The sequence below is a fragment of the Chryseolinea sp. H1M3-3 genome (assembly GCF_029360725.1).
GTDB lineage: Bacteria > Bacteroidota > Bacteroidia > Cytophagales > Cyclobacteriaceae > Chryseolinea.
On sequence record NZ_JARKMY010000014.1, the window covers coordinates 317,427 to 341,065 of the forward strand.

The window sequence follows — 23,639 nt, forward strand, 5'->3', positions numbered from 1 at the left end:
TTTACGCCGTCGCCTTAGTGAATTCTTCTTTAAGCCGGGTTGCTACAATTTTTTCCTGGCCGGGTTTTAACATAAAGACTGTCAGGTTTACGCTGTTTTCTGTTCCTCCGCCTAATTCTATAGAAGGGCTTCCATTTCTCAATGACTCACGCAATTGCTTGTCGGTAACTTTGATTTTAGATTGATCCCACGTGACGCGAAGTGTAGGCGTATGGTTGCCGAGTGGGGGAACGTGAACTTCAGTTGTAATACCGGATAACTTGTTAACCGTATTTTCAATATGGGCAATGTTTGTTTCCCACATAGCCCATTCTTTGTCATGATCCTGGTTAATATATTTTTCCAATGCTATATACATTCCAAAAATTTCCTCCTTATTTATCTTCATCCCACGTCCGATGTTAAATCCACGAGGAGGCATGTGTAAACGAGCCGCTGCAATAATATCCTTTCTTCCCATGAGAAGACCAGCGCTTTGAGGGCCTCTGATTGCCTTTCCCCCTGAGATCACAACAAAGTCAAATCCCATGTCATTGAATCGCCATAAATTTGAAACAGGAGGAACATCTGCTGCGATATCAATCGATGTGGGAACATTGAATTTTTTTCCAAGCGCCACCCATTCCTCATGTTGGATTTTTCCTTTATCAGATTCAATGTGTAAAAAATGCATGAGGGCAGTCCGCTCGTTCACTGCCTTGGCAACGTCCTCGGCTGTTTCAACCTGTATGATCTTGCAGCCTGTATTCGTCAAGGCATGGTTATAAACAATGTCATGGCTCTTTTGGCAAATTACTTCTGATTTCATTCCTGAATACGCAAGATGAGGAACTTGCTGCACCTTCTTTTCGTCTATACCGGTAAGGATACCCGCCAATCCCAACGTCATCCCGGAAAAGGCACCTGATGTTACCACGGCTGCTTCAGCGTGAACTAACTTGGCTATTTTTTCTCCAACTTTGTCTTGAACCTCGTCAAGCAAGCAAAACTCCTTCGCTGTCGAATTAATTGCCTCCAGCACTTCATCATGCATGAGCGAGCCGGTCATATACGTTAAGGTCCCGGCAGCATTGATAAAAGTTCGGACTCCCAGTTCTTTAAAAAGATCCCTCTTGGGTGGTTTCCCTCCTGCAAACGCAGTTGTAAATGGAATGGAAGTCATTATTCCTCCTAAAACAGGAATGGCAGTTAAGCGTTGAATTAGCTTTCTTCTGGTAAGCATATAAGTGTTGAGAATGTTTGACGATTACAATATCGATTTATTAAGTTATTACTTTCAGCGCACTTGTTTAGGATTAATTACACTTTTTGTATGAAAGGTGCATCACAACCTGCACACTGCGCACATTATTACTCAGAAGGTTTCAGGTTCCTAAAAATGATAACCAAATTTGACTGACAAAAATCTTCTATACAATGATAACAACACATCATTCAATAGCGAAAAGTATTTCTATTGCCGTAGTATTTTTTTTCCTTTTTTCACCGACACACGCACAAAAAAGAAAACCTATTGACCTCTCAGCAACCAGGGAGACAAAAGCCCTTTTTAAAAACCTGGGTAAGCTCTCTAAAAAACATATACTGTTTGGGCATCAACATGCAACAGAATACGGTCATGGATGGTCTGGCGAAAAAGGGCGTTCAGATGTTAAATCTGTTACAGGTTCTCATCCCGCAGTTATTGGTGTTGACCTGAGTGGGTTTTCCGGAAGGCCAGGCGAAGCCATCGCACGTGCTAAAGAAACTTTACGGGAAAACGTTGTGGACACATATAATCGTGGGGGCGTTACGACTATAGCTTGGCACTTTTCAAATCCTGTTTCGAAAGGCGGGTTCTATTGGGTCGATACGCTTTCATTACCCGCGGTGAAATACATTATTCCTGGTGGCGAAGCGCATCACCAATACAAAGTCATTCTTAAAGATATTGGCGAGTGGGCAAATAGTGTGAAAGGGGCAGATGGGAAATTAGTGCCGATGATTTTTCGGCCGTACCACGAGTTCGACGGTGGCTGGTTTTGGTGGGGCAAACCCCATTGTACACGTGAAGAGTTTATTTCTCTGTGGCGATTTACAGTCTCGTACCTAAGAGACAGTTTGAACGTACATAATTTCATTTATGCATTTTCTCCTGACAATAAGTTTACAACAGAAGCACAATTTCTGGAACGTTATCCCGGTGACGAGTGGGTCGATATGTTAGGCATGGACAACTATGGGGATATGGGTCGAAACCGTTATGACTTGGACACTGCTGCCTTAAAATTGAAAATCGTTTCTGATTATGCTCGAAAGGCCGGAAAGCTTGCAGCGTTTACTGAAACGGGATTGGAATCCATCCCCAATGCAACGTGGTGGACGGAAACATTGCTCAAGGTACTTAAGGCCTACCCTAAAATGCGATTATCATATGTGCTTGTGTGGCGAAATGACCAACGAAGTCCCACACATTTTTATGCGCCATATCCCGGACATTCCAGCGTACCCGACTTTATAAAATTCTATAACGATCCCTACACTTTGTTTGAGAAGGATTTGAAGAACATTTATAATAAAAAGTAAACCTTAAGATTTCAGACGTTGAAGGGTTCAGGGTTGAATGTACGCGCAAGCCAGAAGTTTATAAAAATCACGTGAGACGGCCTTTGTGATAAAGAAAGAAGACACATTTACCTCACAGCTCAGGAGCGATTGATGGCAGCATACCGAATAAAAAAAGGAGACCCATCACAGTCTCCTTTTTTGGCAATTTAAAACGTGCATCGCTATTTCACCATCACTTTCTTAAATTCTGAGCCCCGTGCATGAATAACCTGGAAGTAATAAATTCCAGATTCAAGTCCTTGGGATGAAACACTTATGCTGGTTTCATTATTAACAGCAACACTGCGATGTTGTTTGCCATTCAAGTCAAGAAGTTTTACTTCCCGTGATTCATCTGGAAGCTCTAATGTAAAGTCATCTCCTTGTTTTACAGGAACAGGATACACGGCGAATTGGTTTTCTGCACTTTCTTCAGGAAGTGCATTCACAAAATTCTCAGGCGAACCTCCTCCCCCACCTGAACCGGCTGTCGTTGACAGATAAGCACTGCCAATGATGGATTGAGTTATTCCAGGTCCCTGCCAGTATACCGCGACGTGATCAATTACACTTCCTTCTTTATGAAGTGCTTCGATAAAGTAATATTGGCCGGCAATTAAATTTTTTGTCACCGACTTCTGTTGCGGATATCTTGTTAATTCTCCAGGGTTTGCCCACCCTGGTAGACTGGCAATAAGTGACTTATTTGCCGCATTTTGATCGGTACTTAGATATAATTCGCAATTGTCATCGCCCGTGATCCAAAAAGTATAACTTCCAGAAGTCTGTGGTCTGATATAACCATAAATTCTGCTGCCGTAATTGTCAGCCCAGTTGGTTGGGCCAGCGAACGTCGATACAGTGGAAGTACTGCTCGGATTATTCGGATAATTTGAATTTGATTTCAAGGTGCTTAATTGATCACCACCAAGGTTTGACCACACAGCCCTGGTCAACAATCCATTCCCGCCCGTAACGGTTTGGACAGGTGTCGGTGTACTTACGGATGAAGGTGCTGTCGAGATATAAGCACTTCCTATTATGGATTGTGAAATCCCGGGCCCCTGCCAATAAACAGCAACGTGATCACCACCTACACCTTCTTTATGCAATGCCTCGATATAATAGTACTGGCCCGCTACCAGGTTTCTGGCCGCAGATTGCTGTTGAGGATAGCGCGTAAGTTCGCCTGGGTTTGACCAGCCAGACAAGCTCGCGATCATCGTTTTGTTTGCTGCATTCTGGTCGGTGCTCAAATACAATTCACAGTTGTCATCACCCGCTATCCAGAAGGTGTAACTTCCAGACGTCTGTGGTCTGATGTAACCAGAGATTCTGCTACCATAATTATCGCCTGCATTGGACGGCCCGGCGAAACTTGAAACCGTTGAGGTGAGGTTTGGATTGCTTGGATAATTTCCATTGGACTTTAGTGCCGATAATGATTCTCCGGCAATTCCGATCCAGGCCGACCTAGTCAACACACCATTTACACCACCACCAGACGTAGATGAGGGCGGCGTTACGGTAACCGTTGCGTTGGCCGTTTTCGCTCCATCGGTAGTTCTCACCGTAATAGTGGCAGTACCTGCTGCCACACCGGTAACAAGGCCGCTTGCAGCATCAACGCGCGCAATGGCTGCGTTGCTGGAACTCCATGTTACAGCTTGGTTAGTTGCATTGGAAGGGGTGATGGTCTTTGAAAGTGTGCTCGTTGCATTTACACCCAGTGTCAGGGATGCAGGTGATATGGCCACACCTGTTACTGCCACCGTCGTAGGACTCGTAGAAGATGCAGTTGTTGATATGTAAGCACTACCAATAACAGATTGCGATACGCCGGGACCTTGCCAATAAACGGAAACATGGTCTCCCCCTGTTCCTTCTTTATGTAATGCCTCGATATAATATGATTGCCCCGCAACAAGGTTTTTTGCAACCGACTGCTGTTGAGGATACCGCGTAAGTTCACCTGGGTTAGACCATCCAGATACACTGGCGATTAAAGTTTTGTTCGCGGGATTTTGGTCGGTGCTTAGGTATAATTCCGATTGATCATCGCTTGATATCCAAAACGTATAACTGCCGGTTGCCTGTGGTCGAAGGTATCCATAGATTCTTGTACCATAGTTATCGCCAGCATTGGCGGGCCCTGCAAAACTTGACACCGTTCCCGTACTGGAAGGGCTATTAGGATAGTTGCCATTTGACTTCAACACACTTAGCTGGTCGCCGGAGATGCCAGTCCATACCGCTCTCGTCAATACGCCATTACCTCCTGGGCTAGGCGCAGATGCATTAACAGTCACCGTCGCATTAGCCGTTTTCGCTCCATCGGTAGTTCTCACTGTAATGGTAGCAGAACCTGCTGCCACGCCGGTAACGAGGCCGCTTGCAGCATCAACGCGCGCAATGGCTGCGTTGCTGGAACTCCATGTTACAGCTTGGTTAGTTGCATTGGAAGGGCTAATTACTTTTGCGAGCGTAGTTGTACCATTGACACCAATCGTCACAGAAGCGGGTGAAACACTTACTCCTGTTACCGCAACCGTTGTAGGCGCTGGAGCAGGTGAAGAAGAGGTTCCTGCTGTACCAATAATGTTGTTATCACCACAAGCACCAATATCCGGGGCGCCTTCGATACCAACATATACGCCTTTATCGATCAGGTTTCCTCCTGCGCTATGGTTATAAAAAGTTTGTGGCTTATTGCCAGATCTAAGAATGTTAGATGTTCCAGTGGCGTTGGCTGAATAATTCCCCGGTACCGTGCCCTGCGTTATGTTTTGGAAGAAATTATTCGTTACCTGAAGGTTGTTGATAGAAGCATTATTACGAAGGTTCAATACTTTATTTGCACCGTTTGAGTTAATGATCAGGTTATTCTTCAAATTAACATTCGTTCCTACGCTTCCGTTATCAAATTCAACGAAATGGACTGCTTGGTTTGTAGAGGTGAGTTCAACCGTGTTATTATAAAGATTAAGATTCTGCACACCCCCCTTATAGGAGCAAACAACGGAGGTTGGATTCCCACCGCCAGATAAACCGTAAAACACATTGTGATGAATATTCCAATTGCTATACACCTTCGGTGACCAGTTGACAACGCCATAGGACCCGCCATGGAACCAATTGTTTCTTACTTCTACACTGCTGCTTGACAGCTCCATGCAATACCCAGCACCATTTGTTCGTGGGCTAAGGATGTCAAAGAAATTGTTGTAAATCTTAAGCGGTGTAGCCGACTGTGTGTTGTTAGGGTTAACAATTGATATATGGTTGTCAACGTACGTGTTATATATTTCTGTTCCGGAGTAACCGCTTGCCCAGAATTCAATGGTAATGTTTGGGGCACTTCCACCATTCCATAAACCTGCCTGATGAACAGATACTTTACCATGGTGTAACTTGACATTTGTTAAGGGCGCGTTTTGATCATGGCCTAAATTCTTAATTCCGTATCCCCTTCCTTCGTCAATGTCAAACCCCGAGACATCAAGATTGGTTAGATTACCAAATTGCAGCGCCGCTGAGCACCAACTTGAACTTCCCCACGCGCAATCTTTTAGCTTGATATCTTTAACGGTACAGCTATTGGAACTTGTAAGCCAAAGCCCACTAAAATTCACATATTGTATTTTAATATTTTCTACAACAACGTTATTCCTGTTATGAATAAAGATTCCACCGTGCAATTTTTTTCCATCGCCGTCAATCGTGAAATTTTTAATGCTTTGATTACCCGTGGACGAACCTCCTGAATAAAACCGCATCAGAAATTTTTCATTAGAAAAACCTGGGCTGGCGGGGTAATAATAAAACGAAGGGTTGGCTTTAATAATAGTAGCATCTACTCCTGCTCCGACAAGATGCACGCCAAGAGGGACATGAATTTGATTCTCAATAAACGTACCAGCAGCTATTTGGATCGTATGACCTTGGCCTGCGGGTACTTTAGCAGCAGCATTTTGGATGGTGCGCCAGGGCCGTCCTGAACTTCCATCATTAGCATCATTACCACTCAAACTGACATAATAAGTAGTGGCAAAGGAACACGGGACAAAAACCAGACAAAGAAATAGAATACTTACATACCTCATGTTTACATTTTGGTTAAAAATTGACTCATAGATTTATTTAGGTGTGGACTTACTTTCCAGACTAATTGGGGCGTTTCTTCCCCAGGGTCGCAAAAATGGAACTGTGAGTTGCGCAACAAAAATGCGGATCGGTAGAGTACCCTATTAAGGGATAAGCTGATTATTTATCAGAGGAACTGCGGTTACGTCCGAAATCTTACATTGGTTAATATGAAGGAATTTTTGTTTTTAACATTAAAATTTGACCCTTCCTCTTGTTTTTGTTGACTTAGCACCACACATTGCCTGGTTTTTTAAATTAGTTTTGGCTTAAACGCTAATAAATTGACCCATTCAAAGTGGCAGGGCAATGCTACAAACCATCCTACCTCATGAAGATTAAATCTTACACACTTTATCAAGTTCCGCCACGATGGCTGTTTTTAAAAATTGAAACAGACGAAGGTATTACCGGGTGGGGTGAACCAGTCATCGAAGGAAAGGCGGCCACAGTCAAGGCAGCCGTTGACGAAATGATGGAATATCTTATTGGTAAAGATCCCATGAATATAGAAGATCATTGGAATGTACTTTATCGGGGAGGGTTTTATCGAGGCGGACCAATCTTAATGAGTGCGCTCGCAGGCATTGATCAGGCATTATGGGATATTAAGGGTAAATTCTATAATGCACCAATTCATCAACTCATCGGTGGAAAAGCGCGCGATTCTATAAAAGTTTATTCCTGGATTGGAGGGGACAGACCTGCAGATGTTGGCTTGGCGGCAAAGACGATCGTCGGCCATGGTTTTACAGCTGTAAAGATGAATGCCACGGAGGAGCTACAGTACATCGATTCATTCCAGAAAATTGATGAAGCCATCAAACGAATTGCTGCGGTAAGAGATGCAGTGGGCGCAGCTATCGGAATTGGCATAGATTTCCATGGTCGGGTACATAAGCCCATGGCCAAAATTCTTGCAAAAGAACTCGAAGCCTTTCACCCAATGTTTATTGAAGAGCCGGTTCTTCCGGAAAACAATGAAGCGCTTCGTGAAATTGCCAATCATGTATCCATACCCATCGCTACGGGTGAAAGAATGTTCTCACGGTGGCAATTCAAAAATATTTTAATGGATGGTTACGTCGATATTATCCAGCCTGATCTTTCACACGCCGGCGGCATTACAGAATGCAAAAAAATAATTTCTATGGCCGAAGCATTTGATGTAGCAGCGGCACCGCATTGTCCTCTTGGACCCATTGCATTAGCTGCGTGCTTGCAGGTTGATGCAACATGTCACAATGCTTTTATCCAAGAGCAGAGTTTAGGTATCCATTACAATCAAGGCAGTGATCTGTTAGATTACCTGGCTGATAAAACAATTTTTAAATTTAGTGATGGCTTTGTTAAAATTCCAGAGGGCCCGGGGTTGGGCATTTCTATTGATGAAGAGCACGTCAGGAAGATGGCTGCCGTTGGTCACAACTGGAAGAATCCGGTATGGCGACATACTGATAATAGTGTAGCAGAGTGGTGATCGTTTGGATAGGCTCCCCAATTGCTTCACTTAAGCTCCTGTATTGGTGTTAGATTTCAAGTTAGCGCTGTCACGTGGTTCTTAATCTGCAGACAATTTTCTATGGACAAAGGTTTCTCAACATAATCAATTACTTGTGGGTAGGTATATGCTTTTTTTCTGTCCCTTGCATCAACGGACGATGTAACTACAACTACATAAATGCGTGTATCTTTTATTTTCTGAATCGCGTCAAGGAACTGCCAACCATCCATCTCAGGCATGTTAAGGTCTAACAGTATTAAAAACGAATCGTTGGCATGTGTCGCAATATATTGAAATGCCTGGCTTCCGTTATAAGCGATCACAGGTTTTTCGCATAGCCCGCTTTCCACAACCGATATTTTGTGAAGAAAAATTACCATTTCATCATCGTCGGTTATAACGGTTTCAAGTTTCATGCTTAACTGGATTATAAATGCCCTCTGTTTTTAAAACAATATCACGAATAATGTGATCTAACTCATGAGCAGAACTTAAAATATAATGCAGTACCTCTTTTGGAATTTGTTCGTACGATTCATATTTCGGCAGTATTTCAATCAGTCCCATAATCCGAGCCAACGGCGCTCTGACGACATGCGATTGAGTCCAGGCGATTTCTTTTAGCCGTTCATTCTGGTCTTCTATTGCCTGTATATAATTCATTCGTTCAGTCACGTCACGTTGTATGGATATGAAGTGCGTAAACTTTCCAGTATTGTCTGCTACAGGTGCGATAGCCATATTTAACCAAAATTTCTCGCCACTTTTTTTGTAATTAATAAGTTCGAGGTCACAAGGCTCTCCTGTAGTTAACGTTTTCCTGATTCTATTCAGCCCTTCCCTGCTTGTCAGGGGTCCTTGTAAAAAACGAGGAGATTTCCCAATTACTTCATTCTTTGAGTACCCCGTCATTTTTGTGAAGGCGTTGTTTACGTATACGATTCTTGGACCCGGATTATCAATTGGCGTGGCTTCCGTTATCATCACGGCGTCGCTGGCATTCGTGATAACTGATTCTAATAATTTCAGACGATGCTCTTCTTCTTTTTGTCGGGTAATATCGTGCATGGATCCTATCATGCGAATACCCCTGCCGTTATCATCTTTAATCAGGAATCCCCTATCAAAAAAATATTTATACGTCCCATCAGCGCAACGAAAACGATACTCATCAGTCCAATATGCATTGCAGTTGTTAATCGATGCATCTAATTTGTCTATTATTCTTTTGGATTCCTCCGGATGTAACTTATCAGTCCACCACGCTATTGTTGTTTGTGCTGTATCATAGCCGAGAACCGACCTTATGTTTTCGTTCCAGTTTAAATTACCAGTAGACAAATCATAATCCCATATAACATCGTTGGTGGCTTTCGACACAATGTTATACCGTTCAACGCTTTCACGTATCTTATTTTCACTTTCCAATCTTTCTGTCACTTCAATGGAGTTAGCCACAATTCCACCTACTGAAGGATCATGAATCAGATTTGTCAACTTTGTTTCTATCCATCTCGAATTATTATTATTAATATCTTTTATGCGGAATGGCTTTATATGAATCGACTTCTGTTGTTCGAGACGATTAAATTCCTGCCGTACTCGGGCCTTGTCTGCCTCATGGACAAAGTCGATAGCATTTTTACCAATCAATTGGTCCACGGTAATTCCTAAAATTGATTCAGCGGTCGGACTAACATAGGTGCAATTGCCTTCTGGGCTAAGAATGGCTATCATGTCCGTACCCTCTTGCACGAGTGCTTTGAAACGTTGCTCACTCAACTGAAGAATTTTTGCAGCTTTAGTCTTTTCTGTAATATCTGTGGCCAAAACAAGTCTCGCAGCTTTTCCATCAAAGTCTATCGAATCACTTTGCACTTCTACGAAAATCAGTTCGCCGGATTTTTTCACATGTTGTACTATTCCCCTATACGGGGCCGCAAATTTTTTAAATTGTTTAATTCTATCGAGTTGCTCTCCCACATTATTTTGAGTCCAGATAGCAGGAAGTTTCATTTGAAGAAACTCTTCTTTGCTGAAACCATACTGAACGATAGCAGCTTCGTTGACGTCTAAAAAGCTAAGCGTCTCCAGATCGTAAACCCACATGGGGAGTGGACTAAAATGAAATAAACGATGATATTTGGCTTCCGATTTTTTTAGCTGGTTCCCAATTCGTTTTCGTTCGACACTGTAGGCGATACTTTTATAGAGTTGATATGCATTTAACTCATCCTTTAAAAGGTAATCCGCGACGCCCATAGAAAGGGCTGAGATACCAAATTTTTGATCTGAAAAACCTGTAAGCACAACAATAGGAGTTGATCCTGCAATTTCAACCATGTCGTGCACTAACTTTTCTCCATATGCATCTGGCAGCGTTAAATCTAGAAGAATGGCATCGAAATTATGACGTTGTTCAAGAGTCCGTTCGGCCTCCTCATAGGTACTGGCCCGACGTAACATTATGTGAGCACCCTGCTCTCTCAGGTAATCCTCAATTAAGATAAAATCTCCGGTGTTATCTTCAACCACCAGTATTTGTAAATCAGGTCTTAGAGAAGGCATTTACCAATAACTTAACTTTATGAAAACCAGTTCATAACAATAATGTTAAATGTTGAAAATACGGATTACTTTTTGCAGATAACCTAATGCGATAAAAGAAACATTAGAATTCTGCGATTATTGGATAAAGTGAGGGTGCAGTGTTACAAACGGACGTGGTTTTGTCTCATCCATGCTCAAAATTAGCCCTCAATACAAATTACCGAAATGTTTTGGTATGGTGAAATGGAAAGTACTACCGACTCCCGGACTAGAGTCGACCCATATCTTCCCTTGATAAGATTCAACGATTTTTTTGCAAATAGCTAGACCTAAGCCGGTTCCCGAGAATTCATCCCGGTTGTGAAGACGTTTAAAAAGAACAAAAACAGCATCAAAATTCTTGGGGTCAATACCAATTCCATTGTCAGCTATTGAAAATTGCCAATGAGATAACGTTTCCGTAAATCTTATTTCGACTCGCGGCCTTTGTCCCGGCCTTTGATATTTTAATCCATTACCAACGAGATTATGAAGTACCTGTTGCAAAGGCGTTTTTGAAAATTGTATAACAGGTAAATCGTGCCAGATAACTTCAGCATTTTTTTCTTCTATTGTGGTTTGGTTCAGTTGGACAATTTCCTTCAACAACTCATTCATGTCAATCTTTTGCACCGCCGAATCCGATTTACCTACGCGCGAATACTCCAGTAAATCCAAGATGATACGTTTCATTCGAGCCGCTCCATCAACGGCAAAGTGTATATACTGCCTCCCCTTCTCGTCGAGTATGTCATTATATTTCTTCTCTATTTGCGTAAGAAAACTGGTGACCATTCTAAGTGGTTCTTGCAAATCATGTGAAGTGATGTAAGCGAATTGTTCCAGTTCGGCGTTTGATTTTGCTAATTCCATGGCACGTTTGTTAAGCTCGTTATTCAATTCAATCAATGCCAACTCATTCTTTTTTAGACGGGTAATATCTTGTAAGGTACCTTGCAAACGGATTGGAGTACCTTTGTCATCACAAACTCTAGAGGCTTCAATTAAAATATATCGCAAATCACCATCTTTTCGGATCAGTCGATAGTCAGGCTTCAAGAAAGGAATACCTTGTAATGCGGCACGATGGTTTTCAAGAAATTCTTGCCTGTCATCAGGATGAATAAGGTCAGCAAATTCCTGAATCGAAGCAACGTTTGCTTTTTTATCCAGTCCACATATTTCATAAATCTGAGTCGACCAATAATTAGCATTTCCAATCAAATCCAATTCCCAATATCCCAGCTTCGCGATTTGTTGCGCCGATAATAATTGGGTATGGGCTTTTTGCAATTGTGATTGTGCTTCTTTTTTTTCGCTTATATCTTCAATAAAGGCGCAGAAAAATTCTGAGTTATCTTGCTTCACAGGAAGGATGGTCAATGATATTGGAAACTCGATTCCCTGGCGATTTTTAGCCGTTACTTCCATAACCTTATTAAGCATGGAAGAACTCTGCGCTGTTCTAAGGTAATTTCCTAATCCCGCAAAGTGCCGATCCCTGAAATTTTCCGGTAATATCAGGTCGGAAATTTCTATTCCCAACACCTCTTCTTCTTTCCATCCGAATATTTTCTCTGCTTGTGGATTCCATAATGTTACTTGTCCTGCTGTATCTATACAGATAATAGCATCCAACGCCGCATTCATTATTAGTCGTCGCGTCTGTTCGCTTTTCTTAACCGCATCCTGCGCCTGTTTATTAATTAGAATTGTTTTTAGTATGATACTCGCTTTGTCGATAGAATCTTCCTCACTTGGTTTAACTTCATGCGTTGTCGTATAATAAATTGCAAAGGTACCGAGCACGTTTTGTTTGATATCCAGGATTGGATAAGACCAGCACGATTTTAATTGGAATTGCTCCGCCAGGGTACCATAATCTTTTGTGATTGGATCGCTTACGATATCCTTTACAAATACTTTGCGCTTTGTCTGGGCGGCTACCCCACACGAACCTGAGCCAACCGGAATCCCATCAATTGCCTGGTTGAATTCAGAAGGCAAATGTGGTGAGACCCATGTAAATAATTTATCATTCTTAACTTTTAAAATACTACACAACATGTGGGGATGTATACGTTGAAGACCATTTAACAGCAAGGTCAAAATTTCTTCAATGGGCGTTTCGCTATTCGTGTAAAATTCAAAAATATTCTTTTCAAGTTCTGAAATACTTTTTCGGCGTTTCGTCTCCGTGATATTTCTGATGAAAGCAGACACACCGTCTGGAGAAGGGTAAATATGATACTCCAGCCATATATTGAAGGGTTCATAATAAAATTCAGTATGCACATCTACCTGCTCAATCATCGCTTTATGGTATGCGAAATAAATATTTGAGCCCACGATATCAGGAAATTCTTCCCACATGTGTTTACCTAAAAGTGAATCCACCGTGCGGTTTGCCAACTCCGCTCCTCTTTTGTTAACATAAGTAAACCGAAAATTTCTGTCTAACGAAACAAAGGAATCAGACACTCTTTCAATCAATCCGCGCCCGCGGTCCTCAGCATTCCTTATCTTTTCTGCTTCCAGCATCTGTCGCTTTGAAATATCTACGACGCTAATACTGAACAAGTCTTCAGCGTAAACATTTTCAAGCGTCAACCATGAAACCTCACACGGAAAACGATCGCCGTTTTTCCGGATGGCGTAAGATTCAATCACATATTTTTCTTCGCACTTTGCTCGTTGAAACACGCGCTCAAAATTTTCTTCAAAGAGGATTTGTCTTGTGCTTGACTTTAATTCTTCCAACGCATAACCAAACATGGCTGCCGCATTTTCATTACCATCAACGATAGTACCATTAGCAATGGTGAGTAGAATTGCATTGGAACGTTCAACTATAGAGCGACAGATGCCTTCGTTGGACAAAGAAGGACTTGAATGATCAGATTTATTGAGAGGGCTACGCATTGAATCTCAATTTCTGAATTAATTACTAATGGTTCAATGCATTTGAGCATAAAAATAAAAAGTGAGTACCCGTATTTTTCAAATCCCGATTCCAGGAGGAATATAAATAGGCTAGTACCGCACAAAGTGCTGGGTCATTAGGGAAAGCACATCACCAGTCAAAGGCCACCGGTTTATCATTCATACCGCAGTGATCTTGCGGGATTAATCCGCGCCGCATTTATCGTGTGGATACTCACGGTTAGTAGTGCGATAGCCACAACAACAAAACTTGGAATACCAAAAATCCACCAGGCTAACGAAATCCGGTAGGCGAATTCAGACAACCATTCATTCATAATCCACCACGCGACTGGTACGGACAACGTGATTGCGATCAACATAAGTATGAGATAATCCTTACTCACTAACGTTAGAATACTTGGTACACTGGCACCCAACACTTTTCGTATGCCTATTTCTTTTGTACGTTGAATGGCCGTGAGCGATGACAATCCAAAAAGACCCAGACACGCAATAAAAATAGCGAGGGTGGAAAATATGCCAAACACCTTTCCAAATTGCTGATCGGCCTGGTACTGTTGATTATAGTGATCATCCAGAAAAAAATAGCTAAAGGGATTGCCGGCAAAAATGGCTTTCCAGGTATCTTCAAATCGGCTAAGCGATTCTTTTACATTTGATGTATTGAACTTAATAGAATATAGTCCACCAGGGGATGCGTTGTATCGCAGCACAAGAGGTTCAAAGGCTTTCTTTAAAGATTCCTGGTGATAATTTTTAACCACACCCACGATTCGAAATGTGTCCCCCCAGAAAAAAATCTGATCATTCAACGCATCTTCCGGTTTCTTGAAACCCATGAGTTGAAATGCCGATTCATTAAGTAAAACATTTTTCCACTCATTAGCAGTTTCCCCGGAAAATCCTCTTCCCGCAATTACTTTCAATCCATACAAGGGTATGAAATCGTGATCCATCATGATGACGCGATATTGTTTGGCTTCTTTTTCAGATTGACTTAGCCTACGGATTCCACCAGCATTCCATCCAGGCTGACGCCCCGGTACCTCAGAAGAAGCAGTCACAGCAACCACTTCCGGATATTGATGAATTTGTTGCTTAAAGACCTGAAATTTTGTTTCGTATGTGGAGTCAACGACGTTTGGTGACGGAAGTATCAAAGTTTGGTCGATGTTAACGCCCAATGCCTGATTTTGCATAAACTGTATCTGCCTGTAGACAGTGAAGGTTCCAACTATAAGGGTGATCGAACAAATAAACTGCACGATCACCATTCCTTTACGGAACCGTACGCCAGAATGCGTATTTTTAAACCGTCCCTTCAAAACCTCCACGGGTTTGTAGGAAGATAAAACAAAGGCGGGATACAGGCCTGAAAGCAAAGCTCCTCCAATAATCAATGCTCCCATCCAGATCCAAAACATATTTTGCTTGAATAATAAATAATCCAGCTGCCTTCCTGTTAGATCACTGAAAGCAGGTGTAAGCATTACTACCAGGACCACAGAAATTATAACAGCCACAATATTCAGCAATAACGACTCTACAAGAAATTGTTGAATAAGTTGTGATCTGATACTACCCATCACTTTACGAACACCAACTTCGCGTGCTCGCTCAATCGATTTTGCCGTTGACAGATTGATATAATTGATCCAGGCAATCACCAAAATCAGTATGGCTACGATAGACAAAAAATATGTGGATTGCCGGTTGCCATTTGGTTTGAATTCCATCATGAAATTAGAATCCAGGTGAATGTCGGTAACGGGTTGCATATGAAAAGCGATTCCTGCATTAAAACGCTTCATCTCCTCTCCTGTTTTTTGCTCGGCCAACGCAGGAATTTTTGCTTCGATTGCCTTTACGTCTGCTTTTTCATGGAGAAGAACGTAGGTTAGAAATCCATCCCAAGACCATGTAAGCATAGGATCATTTCTTACTGTAGTCAACGTGACGAAAGACATCAGGGCACTAATTTGCATATGTGTATTGGCTGGCAAATCTTCGAAGATACCCGTGACTTGATATTCCTCTTTGCCATTTACCCGCATCATTTTCCCCACAGGATCTTCCTGCCCAAAATATTTTTTTGCAAGGGATTGTGATAACACTATTTTAAACGGCTCCCTTAGTACCGAAGAATCCTCGCCCGCCAGAAGTTTAACGGAAAAGATTTTAAAAAAGTCTTCTGATGCATAATAGACATCAGTTTCCTTGAAATATACATCACCAACGGAAAACATAGGACGCGTCCCGCTTAGTCTTACAAATCTTTCCACTTCTGGAAAGTTTGCTTTCATATCGGGGCCAATACCTGCACATCCGGCCGCCCAACGGGTAGCCAACACGCCATTTTCATACCGATCCTGTTGCATCCTAAAAATCCTTGCCTTCTTCTCATGAAAATCATCGTAGCTAAATTCATGCAATACATACTGGGTGATGAGCATGCATGCCATCATTCCAATGGCTAGTCCGAGTACGTTAATAAACGTAAAACCTTTATTACGCAAAATATAGCGTAAAACGGAGGTGAGGTAGTTTTTAATCATGCGACAAAATTTATCTTAGGCGAATGGAATACTTGTGAACGCCTAAATCGTTACATTTAAATTAAGAAAACTTTTTAGAACACCGGTTCTGCACTTAACAAGGGTTGCCCAATCACATCCTATCAAACACGAACGAAATCAGCGCGCGAAATCTTACTTATTGCTTTCGAGTTTGCGACTTACTTGACGGATAATATCATCCAACTCATTTGCTGAAACCTGTAGGCGTGAAATAATTTCTTCGCGCTCATGGTTTAACTCTTTGACTTTAACCAACTCCACTAACCCTAAAATTCGGGCCAACGGTCCACGGACTTCATGTGCTGTAAAGAATGCATACTCCACCAGTTTTTGATTTTGCATTCGTATTTCCTCCGTGCGTGCCTGTACTTTTTCTTCTAACCCTTCATTTAATTTATTAATCTCAAGGTTCAACGTCTGTAGCGCCTTTCGCGCATGCTTATTATTTTCGTTAAGTATGTAAAGTTTATATCCGAACAACGTCACCAGTATAAGGATAATCGTTACGCCAACGATCGCCAGGTACTGTCGCTGAATTTGATGATCTCGTAATGTGAGCATTTGTTCTTTTTTCTCGAACTCATAAAGCATTTGCATGGTGGCGATCTGTTGTGACTTCTGCTTGTCGAATATCTCACGGTCTAAAACACTTGCTTCCCTGGTGTAATAAAGTGATGAATCAAGATGATCAATCGCTGAAAAATATCGCGCTAAATATTCACTTGCCTCCATTTCATTGGTCTTGCTGTTTTGTTGACGTGCGAGTTCTAGTGCTTTCTTTAAATAACGATAGGATGAATCATATCGGTTTGCTTCAAGATAAAGTTTTCCTAATTGATTATTCCCCTCGATGATTTGAATGTGATCGTTCGCCTTGGCTGCAGTTCTTATCGTTTCATAATAATATCCTGAAGCATAGGGCCAGTTCCGTAGTTGATGATACATTTTTCCCAATTGCAACATGGCATGGCTTATTCCCCAATTATTATTCAATAGCCTATATCTTTTCAATGCCTCCTTGCCAAACTCAAGTCCCTTGTCCACCAATTTCTTTTTCATGTAGATCTCTGACAATGCAAGAATAACATTCGCAACCCCCAGGCTGTCGCCGATCTCACGTTTCCACGCAAGAGACTTTGTAGAGAGATCGTAAGCTTTGTCGATTTCACCACGGGCTGTGAAGACCATTGCCATGTTATTCAAGACATCCGACTGCCCTGCTTTATCGTCATTGGATTCGTATAGCTTAAGGGCCTCGTAGGAATATTCGATTGCTTTATCATGCTCACCCTTTACGTAATAAGTGGCGCCGAGCGTTTTATATCCCTCCGCCAGGCCTTTTTGATAGTTGGTCTCTCGCGATTGCCCAATCGCCTGGGTAGCAAATTTTTCGGCATCGTCAATTGAGAAAAGCGTATAGCTGGAGGCAAGATTGTTTAGGAGGTCAATGCGTTTTGGACCGTCCTGTATCCTTGGGAGGGCATTAAGCAATGAATCAAGCTCATGTTTGGCCTGAGCATGACTCGAATAAAACGAGACAGTAACCAACCAAAACAAAAAGGCTATTCTTTCCATTTTAATAACAAACCTACATAACTGGAATGTTAAAGATAACCTAAAATAATTCTTTTGCTATGCGGTAAATCGGATCGGACTTACCCATGCTATAAAAGTGAAGTGTTGGCACATTGTGCTTCATCAGTTCTTTCGACTGCTGTATACACCATTCAATCCCTACTTCCTTGACAGCAGCGTTATCTTTGCATTTTTCGGCCGCGTCCGACAATTCTTCAGGAATATCAATATGAAAAGTCTTGGGAAGTATATTAAGCTGTCCTTTGCCTGTGAGGGGTTTTATGCCGGGAATAATAGGAACATTGATTCCTACCTTTCTGCATTCATCCACAAACTGAAAATATTTTTGATTATCGAAAAACATTTGCGTTACGATATACTCTGCTCCCAGATCGACCTTTAGCTTAAGATATTTCAAATCCGCTTTTAGATTAGGGGCCGAGAAATGTTTTTCAGGATAACCAGCTACACCGATACAAAAGTTGGTAGGAGAAGTGCTCTGTAACTCTTCATCCAGGTAAATACCGCGGTTCATTTTAACAACCTGTTCCAACAGCTCGGAGGCATATCTATATCCATCTGGTTCGGGAATAAATCGTGACTCTGTTTTAATAGCATCGCCCTGGAGCACAAGGACATTATCGATACCGAGAAAGTGAAGGTCGATTAGAGCATTCTCAGTCTCTTCACGTGTAAATCCGCCGCAGATGATATGTGGCACAGTATCTACCTTGTACCTGTTTTGTATCGCTGCACAGATACCAACAGTGCCGGGCCTTTTCCGCGTTGTTCTTTTCTCAAGAAGTCCGCTTGGCGTTTTTTTATAGACATACTCCTCCCGATGATAAGTTACATCAATAAATGGTGGTTTAAATTCCATCAATGGATCGATATTGTCAAACAACATCTGAATATTCTCACCCTTCAGCGGAGGCAGAATTTCAATTGTAAATAACGATTTACCGTTTGCTCTTTTCAAGTGTTCACAGACTTTCATGGACGATGGGCGTAGGTGTTTACGTGTTTATGTGTTTGGGTGTGGATGTATCTCGGCGATTGACTAAATATTTAATTAGCGCAACCGTAAGCGCTTTAACTTCATCAGATTTTGCCTGAAGTTCTTGTGTTTTTTCTTGCTCTAAATAATTCAAATCGTGCAGAACGTAAAGAATACTTTTCACTTCCGAAACAGAATTACTTGCCGTATCTAGATATCTAATGAACTCTTTAGCGCTAAATTTTCCAAAACCTTCGGCGATATTGTTCATTGTTGAAAGGGCAGCCCTTTTTATTTGACTTTTTGTATCGAAATCTTTGGCGAGTTTTCCATGCTCACTTACAAGATAAATTTCTTTTACAAGCTTGCGGGCTTCTTGCCAGCAGCGCAAATCCTCAAATTTTGTCACTTTACTCATAATGTTTTCGAACTAATGGCTAACATAAACACTTAAACACTTAAACACTTAAACACAACCCTTACACATCATAGGACAGATTCGGACCGAGCCATTTCTCCACTTCTTCCACGCTCATTCCCTTGCGCTGGGCGTATTCAACAACCTGGTCTTTCTCAATTTTTCCGAGGCCAAAGTATTTTGATTCGGTATTGGCAAAGTAAAAGCCACTAACAGAAGAGGCCGGATACATGGCATAGGATTCTGTGAGTATTATTCCAGCTTTCTCTGCATCAAGGATGTTAAACAGAATACCTTTTTCAGTATGATCCGGACAGGCAGGATAACCGGGGGCCGGACGTATGCCGCGGTATTTTTCCGCGATCAATTCGTCATTGCTCAATTTTTCATCAGCAGCATAACCCCATAATTCATGGCGTACTTTTGCATGCAAGCATTCCGCAAAAGCTTCAGCCAACCTATCGGCTAATGCTTTGACCATTATATCAGAATAATCGTCCTGGTTTTCCTTGTACTTCGCTAAAAGTTTTTCGATACCAATACCTGCGGTTACGGCAAACATCCCTATATAATCTTGCCGTCCTGACGACTCTGGCGCAACGAAATCAGCCAGGCAAAAGTTTGGAAGATTTTGGGCTTTCTTATTTTGCTGGCGGAGAAAATGAAATGTCGCGAAGGGAGATTCGCCTTCTTTCTTAAATATTTTTACGTCGTCCTGATCCGTTCGAACCGCCGGATAAAATCCGATAACACCATTCGCCTGCAAGCTGCGGCTTTGAATAAGCTGATCCAACATTTTCTGCGCATCATCGAATAACCGTTGTGCTTCTGTTCCAACAATGGGATCTTTAAATATTCCAGGATAACGTCCGGCTAACATCCATGTCTGAAAAAAAGGTGTCCAGTCAATATACTTTCTAAGTTCGTCCAATGGAAAGTTTATAAATGATCTGTTGCCGATGAAAGTTGGTTTTGTTATTGATGTTTTTTGCCAATCAATCTTCACCTGATTGTTTCGCGCTTCTACTAACGAGATATAATTCTTTTGTTCTTTTCGCTTGTCGTAGTCTTCCCGGAGTTTGGCATATTCATTTTTGAATCTAGTCTTTATGTTCTTAAAGGTATCAGGGTTGATGAATTCACTCGCCACTGGAACGCTTCGAGAAGCATCCAGCACGTGAACAACAGGTCCGTCATAAACAGGATCTATCTTAACAGCGGTATGAATGCGAGACGTAGTTGCACCGCCGATTAACAACGGCATTTCCATTTTTTCCCGCTGCATTTCTTTTGCCATGTGCACCATTTCATCCAATGATGGTGTGATAAGTCCACTGAGGCCAATCATGTCCACCTTTTCGCGCTTAGCAGCTTCAATAATCTTTTCCGACGGCACCATCACACCAAGATCAACAACATCATAATTATTACAAGCCAACACGACACCGACAATATTCTTTCCTATATCGTGAACATCGCCCTTGACCGTTGCCATCAGTATCTTTGCTGCCGGTTTATCAACACCACCGCTGTTTCTTTTCTCTTCCTCAAGATAAGGAGTGAGGTAGGCGACTGATTTCTTCATAACGCGTGCACTTTTTACCACTTGAGGTAAAAACATTTTTCCTGCCCCAAACAGGTCACCAACGACATTCATACCCGCCATGAGTGGCCCTTCAATGACGTTTAATGGTCTCCCATACTTTTGGCGCGCTTCTTCCGTGTCCTGGTCGATATAATCAATTACGCCTTTTACCAAAGCGTGTGTAATCCTTTCCTCAACCGTCCCCTTTCGCCACTCATCATCCAGTTCTTTTTTCTTTGCAGATCCCTTAACTGTTTCCGCAAAATCAAGTAGACGTTCGGTGGCATCAGCGCGTCTGTTCAGTAAAACGTCTTCAACGCGTTCAAGCAAATCTTTGTCAATGTCATCGTACACTTCGAGCATTGATGGATTTACGATACCCATGTCCATACCAGCCTTTATGGCATGGTATAAAAATGCTGTGTGCATTGCTTCGCGCACTTTCTGATTTCCGCGAAAGCTAAAGGAGACATTGCTTACCCCACCACTAACATGCGCATGAGGAAGGTTTTCTCTGATCCATTTCGCCGCCCTGAAAAAGTCAACAGCATAGTTACGATGTTCTTCAATACCTGTGGCGACGGGAAAAATATTAGGGTCAAAAATAATATCCTGTGGTGGGAACTTAACTTCGTTGACAAGAATATCATATGCCCGTTTACAGATTGAAATTCTTCGCTCATAAGTATCAGCTTGTCCATCTTCATCAAATGCCATCACCACAACGGCTGCCCCATAGCGCTTTACCAGTTTGGCCTGCCTGATAAATTCCTCAACCCCGCCCTTCATGCTAATGGAGTTTACAATGCCTTTTCCCTGCAGGCATTTTAGTCCGGCTTCGATGACATGCCACTTTGAAGAATCGACCATGACGGGTATACGCGCGATCTCCGGTTCGGAAGCCATCAGGTTCAAAAATTTTACCATCGCCGCTTCTGAATCAAGCATCCCTTCATCCATATTTACATCAATCACCTGAGCCCCGCCCCGCACTTGGTCAAGTGCTACCTCCAGTGCCTCATCAAACTTGTCCTCCTTAATAAGTTTCAAAAATTTAGCGGAGCCAGTAACGTTGGTACGTTCACCGATGTTGACAAAGTTGGATTGTTTAGTGATTTCGACGGCCTCAAGACCGCTTAGCTTCAGGGTATATGGATCCATAGTTTTAAAATGAAGTTCATGGCGAGTGGGCCATGATTCAGGTATTTACTTTTTATTAAATTTTTTACGCTTGAATTTTAGTAGGTCAGTAATTTTAAAAAAGCATTTTTTATCCCATCCTCGCTCCGATGAATTCTCACCCATCAGTCGCAGTCCTGTCAGTGCTCATACCAAAATTTATGATGCCTGCTGACCATCTGCCAAGGAGAGTACACTATGTACTTTTCTCGGCTTATACTTTTTCGCTAACTCAGCTATTACTTTAATATGCTCTGGCGTTGTACCACAGCATCCTCCTACGATATTTACCAAACCTTCTTTTAAAAATTCCTCCACTTGCGCACCCATGTTTTCGGGCGTTTCATCGTATTGGCCAAACTCATTGGGTAGCCCGGCGTTGGGATATGCGCTGACAAAAAATGGTGCGTTGTCACTGAGTACCTGCAGATAAGGGCGAAGCATAGACGCGCCCAAAGCACAGTTTAGTCCCACACTTAATAACGGCATATGAGAAACGGAAATCAAAAAAGCCTCCGTAGTTTGTCCTGACAGCGTTCTTCCGCTGGCATCGGTAATGGTACCCGATACCATCACCGGAACACGCTTGCCTGTTTCCTCAAACAATTCCTGTATGGCAAATAAAGCAGCCTTAACATTCAAGGTATCGATAATGGTTTCGAGAAGAAGCATGTCAACGCCGCCATCAAGCAACGCTTGGGCTTGTTGTTTGAATGCTACTTTGAGCTCATCAAATGTAATTGCACGGTAGCCAGGATTATTGACATCCGGCGAGAGGGATGCGGTCTTATTGGTTGGCCCCATAGCGCCCGCCACAAATCTTGGTTTATTTGGCTCGCGTTTGGTGAATTCATCCGCAACTTCACGCGCTATCTTTGCTGATTCATAATTCAAATCATACACAGCATCTTCAAGATGATAATCAGCTTGTGCAATGGTCGTTGAACTGAATGTATTTGTCTCAACGATATCCGCCCCGGCTTCGAAATATAAGCGATGAATTTCTTTTATGATATCAGGGCGAGTTATAGAAAGGATATCGTTATTTCCTTTCAACGGATACTGATGATTTTTGAAGCGTTCCCCTCGAAAATCTTCTTCCGTTAGCGTATGGCGTTGAATCATTGTGCCCATAGCACCATCAATCACCAAAATTCTTTCCTTTAAAATGTCTTCAATTTTCATAGACTCTCTTTTTTAGATGTGCTGTCCAGAGAGCCCGGCGTAAGGGGTTTACTTATCTTTTCCACCAGGTGGCGGATGGGATTTAGCACAACACCCCGCCAGACGGCAGGATAGGATGCTAAGATGTCATAGGGCCCAAACCCTCGATCTTTCTGGATAAGCAATGCAAATAAAAGTATAAGATGTGAATATACAAAGTGTTGAGGTGTTGAAGTTCTAATCCTTGAAGTCGTCAGCACGAGTTTGGGGGTTGGAAGCGGCCGTTGAACTTGCCAGGTCCACCTGTAACGATCCGTTTGTGAGGAATACCCTTAACGCTTACACTGCAATCGAATTCAAAACCATACAGAAAGCAA

General features: G+C 42.2%; 13 protein-coding genes and 1 riboswitch. Of the genes, 2 read left to right on the forward strand and 11 right to left on the reverse strand.

All coding sequences use genetic code 11. The features are described from left to right. Position 1 precedes the first annotated feature (1 nt). A complete protein-coding gene (locus P2W71_RS22535) occupies positions 2-1,222 on the reverse strand; it encodes an aminotransferase class V-fold PLP-dependent enzyme (protein WP_276373660.1) in 1,221 nt (406 codons plus the stop codon). Between the two features lie 194 nt (positions 1,223-1,416). Here P2W71_RS22535 and P2W71_RS22540 point away from each other — a divergent pair, with 194 nt between their 5' ends. Beyond that, complete coding sequence (locus tag P2W71_RS22540) at positions 1,417-2,565, forward strand: glycosyl hydrolase (RefSeq protein ID WP_276373661.1); 1,149 nt, start codon at positions 1,417-1,419, stop codon at positions 2,563-2,565. A 203-nt stretch (positions 2,566-2,768) separates the two neighbouring features. Here the strand turns inward: P2W71_RS22540 and P2W71_RS22545 are convergent, their stop codons facing one another. Then, positions 2,769-6,689 carry a PA14 domain-containing protein gene (locus P2W71_RS22545; RefSeq protein WP_276373662.1) on the reverse strand — a complete coding sequence of 1,307 codons (3,921 nt, stop codon included), beginning with the start codon at positions 6,687-6,689 and terminating at the stop codon, positions 2,769-2,771. A gap of 371 nt (positions 6,690-7,060) precedes the next feature. Here P2W71_RS22545 and dgoD point away from each other — a divergent pair, with 371 nt between their 5' ends. Further along, positions 7,061-8,209, forward strand: a complete 1,149-nt coding sequence (gene dgoD, locus P2W71_RS22550) for a galactonate dehydratase (RefSeq protein ID WP_276373663.1) — start codon at positions 7,061-7,063, stop codon at positions 8,207-8,209. A gap of 56 nt (positions 8,210-8,265) precedes the next feature. Here the strand turns inward: dgoD and P2W71_RS22555 are convergent, their stop codons facing one another. The 9 genes from P2W71_RS22555 to P2W71_RS22595 form a co-directional block, all read right to left on the reverse strand. Continuing rightward, on the reverse strand, positions 8,266-8,649 hold the full coding sequence (locus P2W71_RS22555) for a response regulator (protein WP_276373664.1): 384 nt from the start codon (positions 8,647-8,649) through the stop codon (positions 8,266-8,268). Continuing rightward, positions 8,639-10,801, reverse strand: a complete 2,163-nt coding sequence (locus P2W71_RS22560; RefSeq protein ID WP_276373665.1) for a PAS domain S-box protein — start codon at positions 10,799-10,801, stop codon at positions 8,639-8,641. Before P2W71_RS22560 ends, P2W71_RS22555 begins: the two co-directional genes overlap by 11 nt. Before the next feature lie 189 nt (positions 10,802-10,990). Beyond that, positions 10,991-13,744, reverse strand: a complete 2,754-nt coding sequence (locus tag P2W71_RS22565; RefSeq protein WP_276373666.1) for a PAS domain S-box protein — start codon at positions 13,742-13,744, stop codon at positions 10,991-10,993. Between the two features lie 176 nt (positions 13,745-13,920). Further along, on the reverse strand, positions 13,921-16,323 hold the full coding sequence (locus tag P2W71_RS22570; protein ID WP_276373667.1) for an ABC transporter permease: 2,403 nt from the start codon (positions 16,321-16,323) through the stop codon (positions 13,921-13,923). Positions 16,324-16,476: 153 nt separating this feature from the next. Next, positions 16,477-17,919 (reverse strand): tetratricopeptide repeat protein, encoded by a 1,443-nt coding sequence (locus tag P2W71_RS22575; RefSeq protein ID WP_276373668.1) that lies wholly within the window; start codon positions 17,917-17,919, stop codon positions 16,477-16,479. Positions 17,920-17,959: 40 nt separating this feature from the next. Further along, on the reverse strand, positions 17,960-18,916 hold the full coding sequence (metF, locus tag P2W71_RS22580) for a methylenetetrahydrofolate reductase [NAD(P)H] (protein WP_276373669.1): 957 nt from the start codon (positions 18,914-18,916) through the stop codon (positions 17,960-17,962). Positions 18,917-18,935: 19 nt separating this feature from the next. Next, positions 18,936-19,334 carry a four helix bundle protein gene (locus P2W71_RS22585; RefSeq protein ID WP_276373670.1) on the reverse strand — a complete coding sequence of 133 codons (399 nt, stop codon included), beginning with the start codon at positions 19,332-19,334 and terminating at the stop codon, positions 18,936-18,938. 61 nt (positions 19,335-19,395) lie between these two features. Beyond that, positions 19,396-22,080, reverse strand: coding sequence for a methionine synthase (gene metH / locus P2W71_RS22590; RefSeq protein WP_276373671.1), 2,685 nt, complete (start codon positions 22,078-22,080; stop codon positions 19,396-19,398). A gap of 177 nt (positions 22,081-22,257) precedes the next feature. Beyond that, positions 22,258-23,283: a homocysteine S-methyltransferase family protein gene (locus P2W71_RS22595; RefSeq protein WP_346659970.1), complete on the reverse strand. Its 1,026-nt coding sequence runs from the start codon at positions 23,281-23,283 to the stop codon at positions 22,258-22,260. Between the two features lie 49 nt (positions 23,284-23,332). After that, a riboswitch (SAM riboswitch) is annotated at positions 23,333-23,446 on the reverse strand. Positions 23,447-23,639 lie beyond the last annotated feature (193 nt).

Excerpts from the sequence above, each read along its gene's own strand:
- metF (WP_276373669.1), bottom strand. The coding sequence starts at position 18,916 with ATGAAAGTCTGTGAACACTTGAAAAGAGCAAACGGTAAATCGTTATTT.
- P2W71_RS22555 (WP_276373664.1), bottom strand. The coding sequence starts at position 8,649 with ATGAAACTTGAAACCGTTATAACCGACGATGATGAAATGGTAATTTTT.
- dgoD (WP_276373663.1), top strand. The coding sequence starts at position 7,061 with ATGAAGATTAAATCTTACACACTTTATCAAGTTCCGCCACGATGGCTG.
- P2W71_RS22545 (WP_276373662.1), bottom strand. The coding sequence starts at position 6,689 with ATGAGGTATGTAAGTATTCTATTTCTTTGTCTGGTTTTTGTCCCGTGT.
- P2W71_RS22560 (WP_276373665.1), bottom strand. The coding sequence starts at position 10,801 with ATGCCTTCTCTAAGACCTGATTTACAAATACTGGTGGTTGAAGATAAC.
- P2W71_RS22575 (WP_276373668.1), bottom strand. The coding sequence starts at position 17,919 with ATGGAAAGAATAGCCTTTTTGTTTTGGTTGGTTACTGTCTCGTTTTAT.
- P2W71_RS22535 (WP_276373660.1), bottom strand. The coding sequence starts at position 1,222 with ATGCTTACCAGAAGAAAGCTAATTCAACGCTTAACTGCCATTCCTGTT.
- P2W71_RS22585 (WP_276373670.1), bottom strand. The coding sequence starts at position 19,334 with ATGAGTAAAGTGACAAAATTTGAGGATTTGCGCTGCTGGCAAGAAGCC.
- P2W71_RS22540 (WP_276373661.1), top strand. The coding sequence starts at position 1,417 with ATGATAACAACACATCATTCAATAGCGAAAAGTATTTCTATTGCCGTA.
- P2W71_RS22570 (WP_276373667.1), bottom strand. The coding sequence starts at position 16,323 with ATGATTAAAAACTACCTCACCTCCGTTTTACGCTATATTTTGCGTAAT.
- metH (WP_276373671.1), bottom strand. The coding sequence starts at position 22,080 with ATGGATCCATATACCCTGAAGCTAAGCGGTCTTGAGGCCGTCGAAATC.
- P2W71_RS22595 (WP_346659970.1), bottom strand. The coding sequence starts at position 23,283 with ATGAAAATTGAAGACATTTTAAAGGAAAGAATTTTGGTGATTGATGGT.
- P2W71_RS22565 (WP_276373666.1), bottom strand. The coding sequence starts at position 13,744 with ATGCGTAGCCCTCTCAATAAATCTGATCATTCAAGTCCTTCTTTGTCC.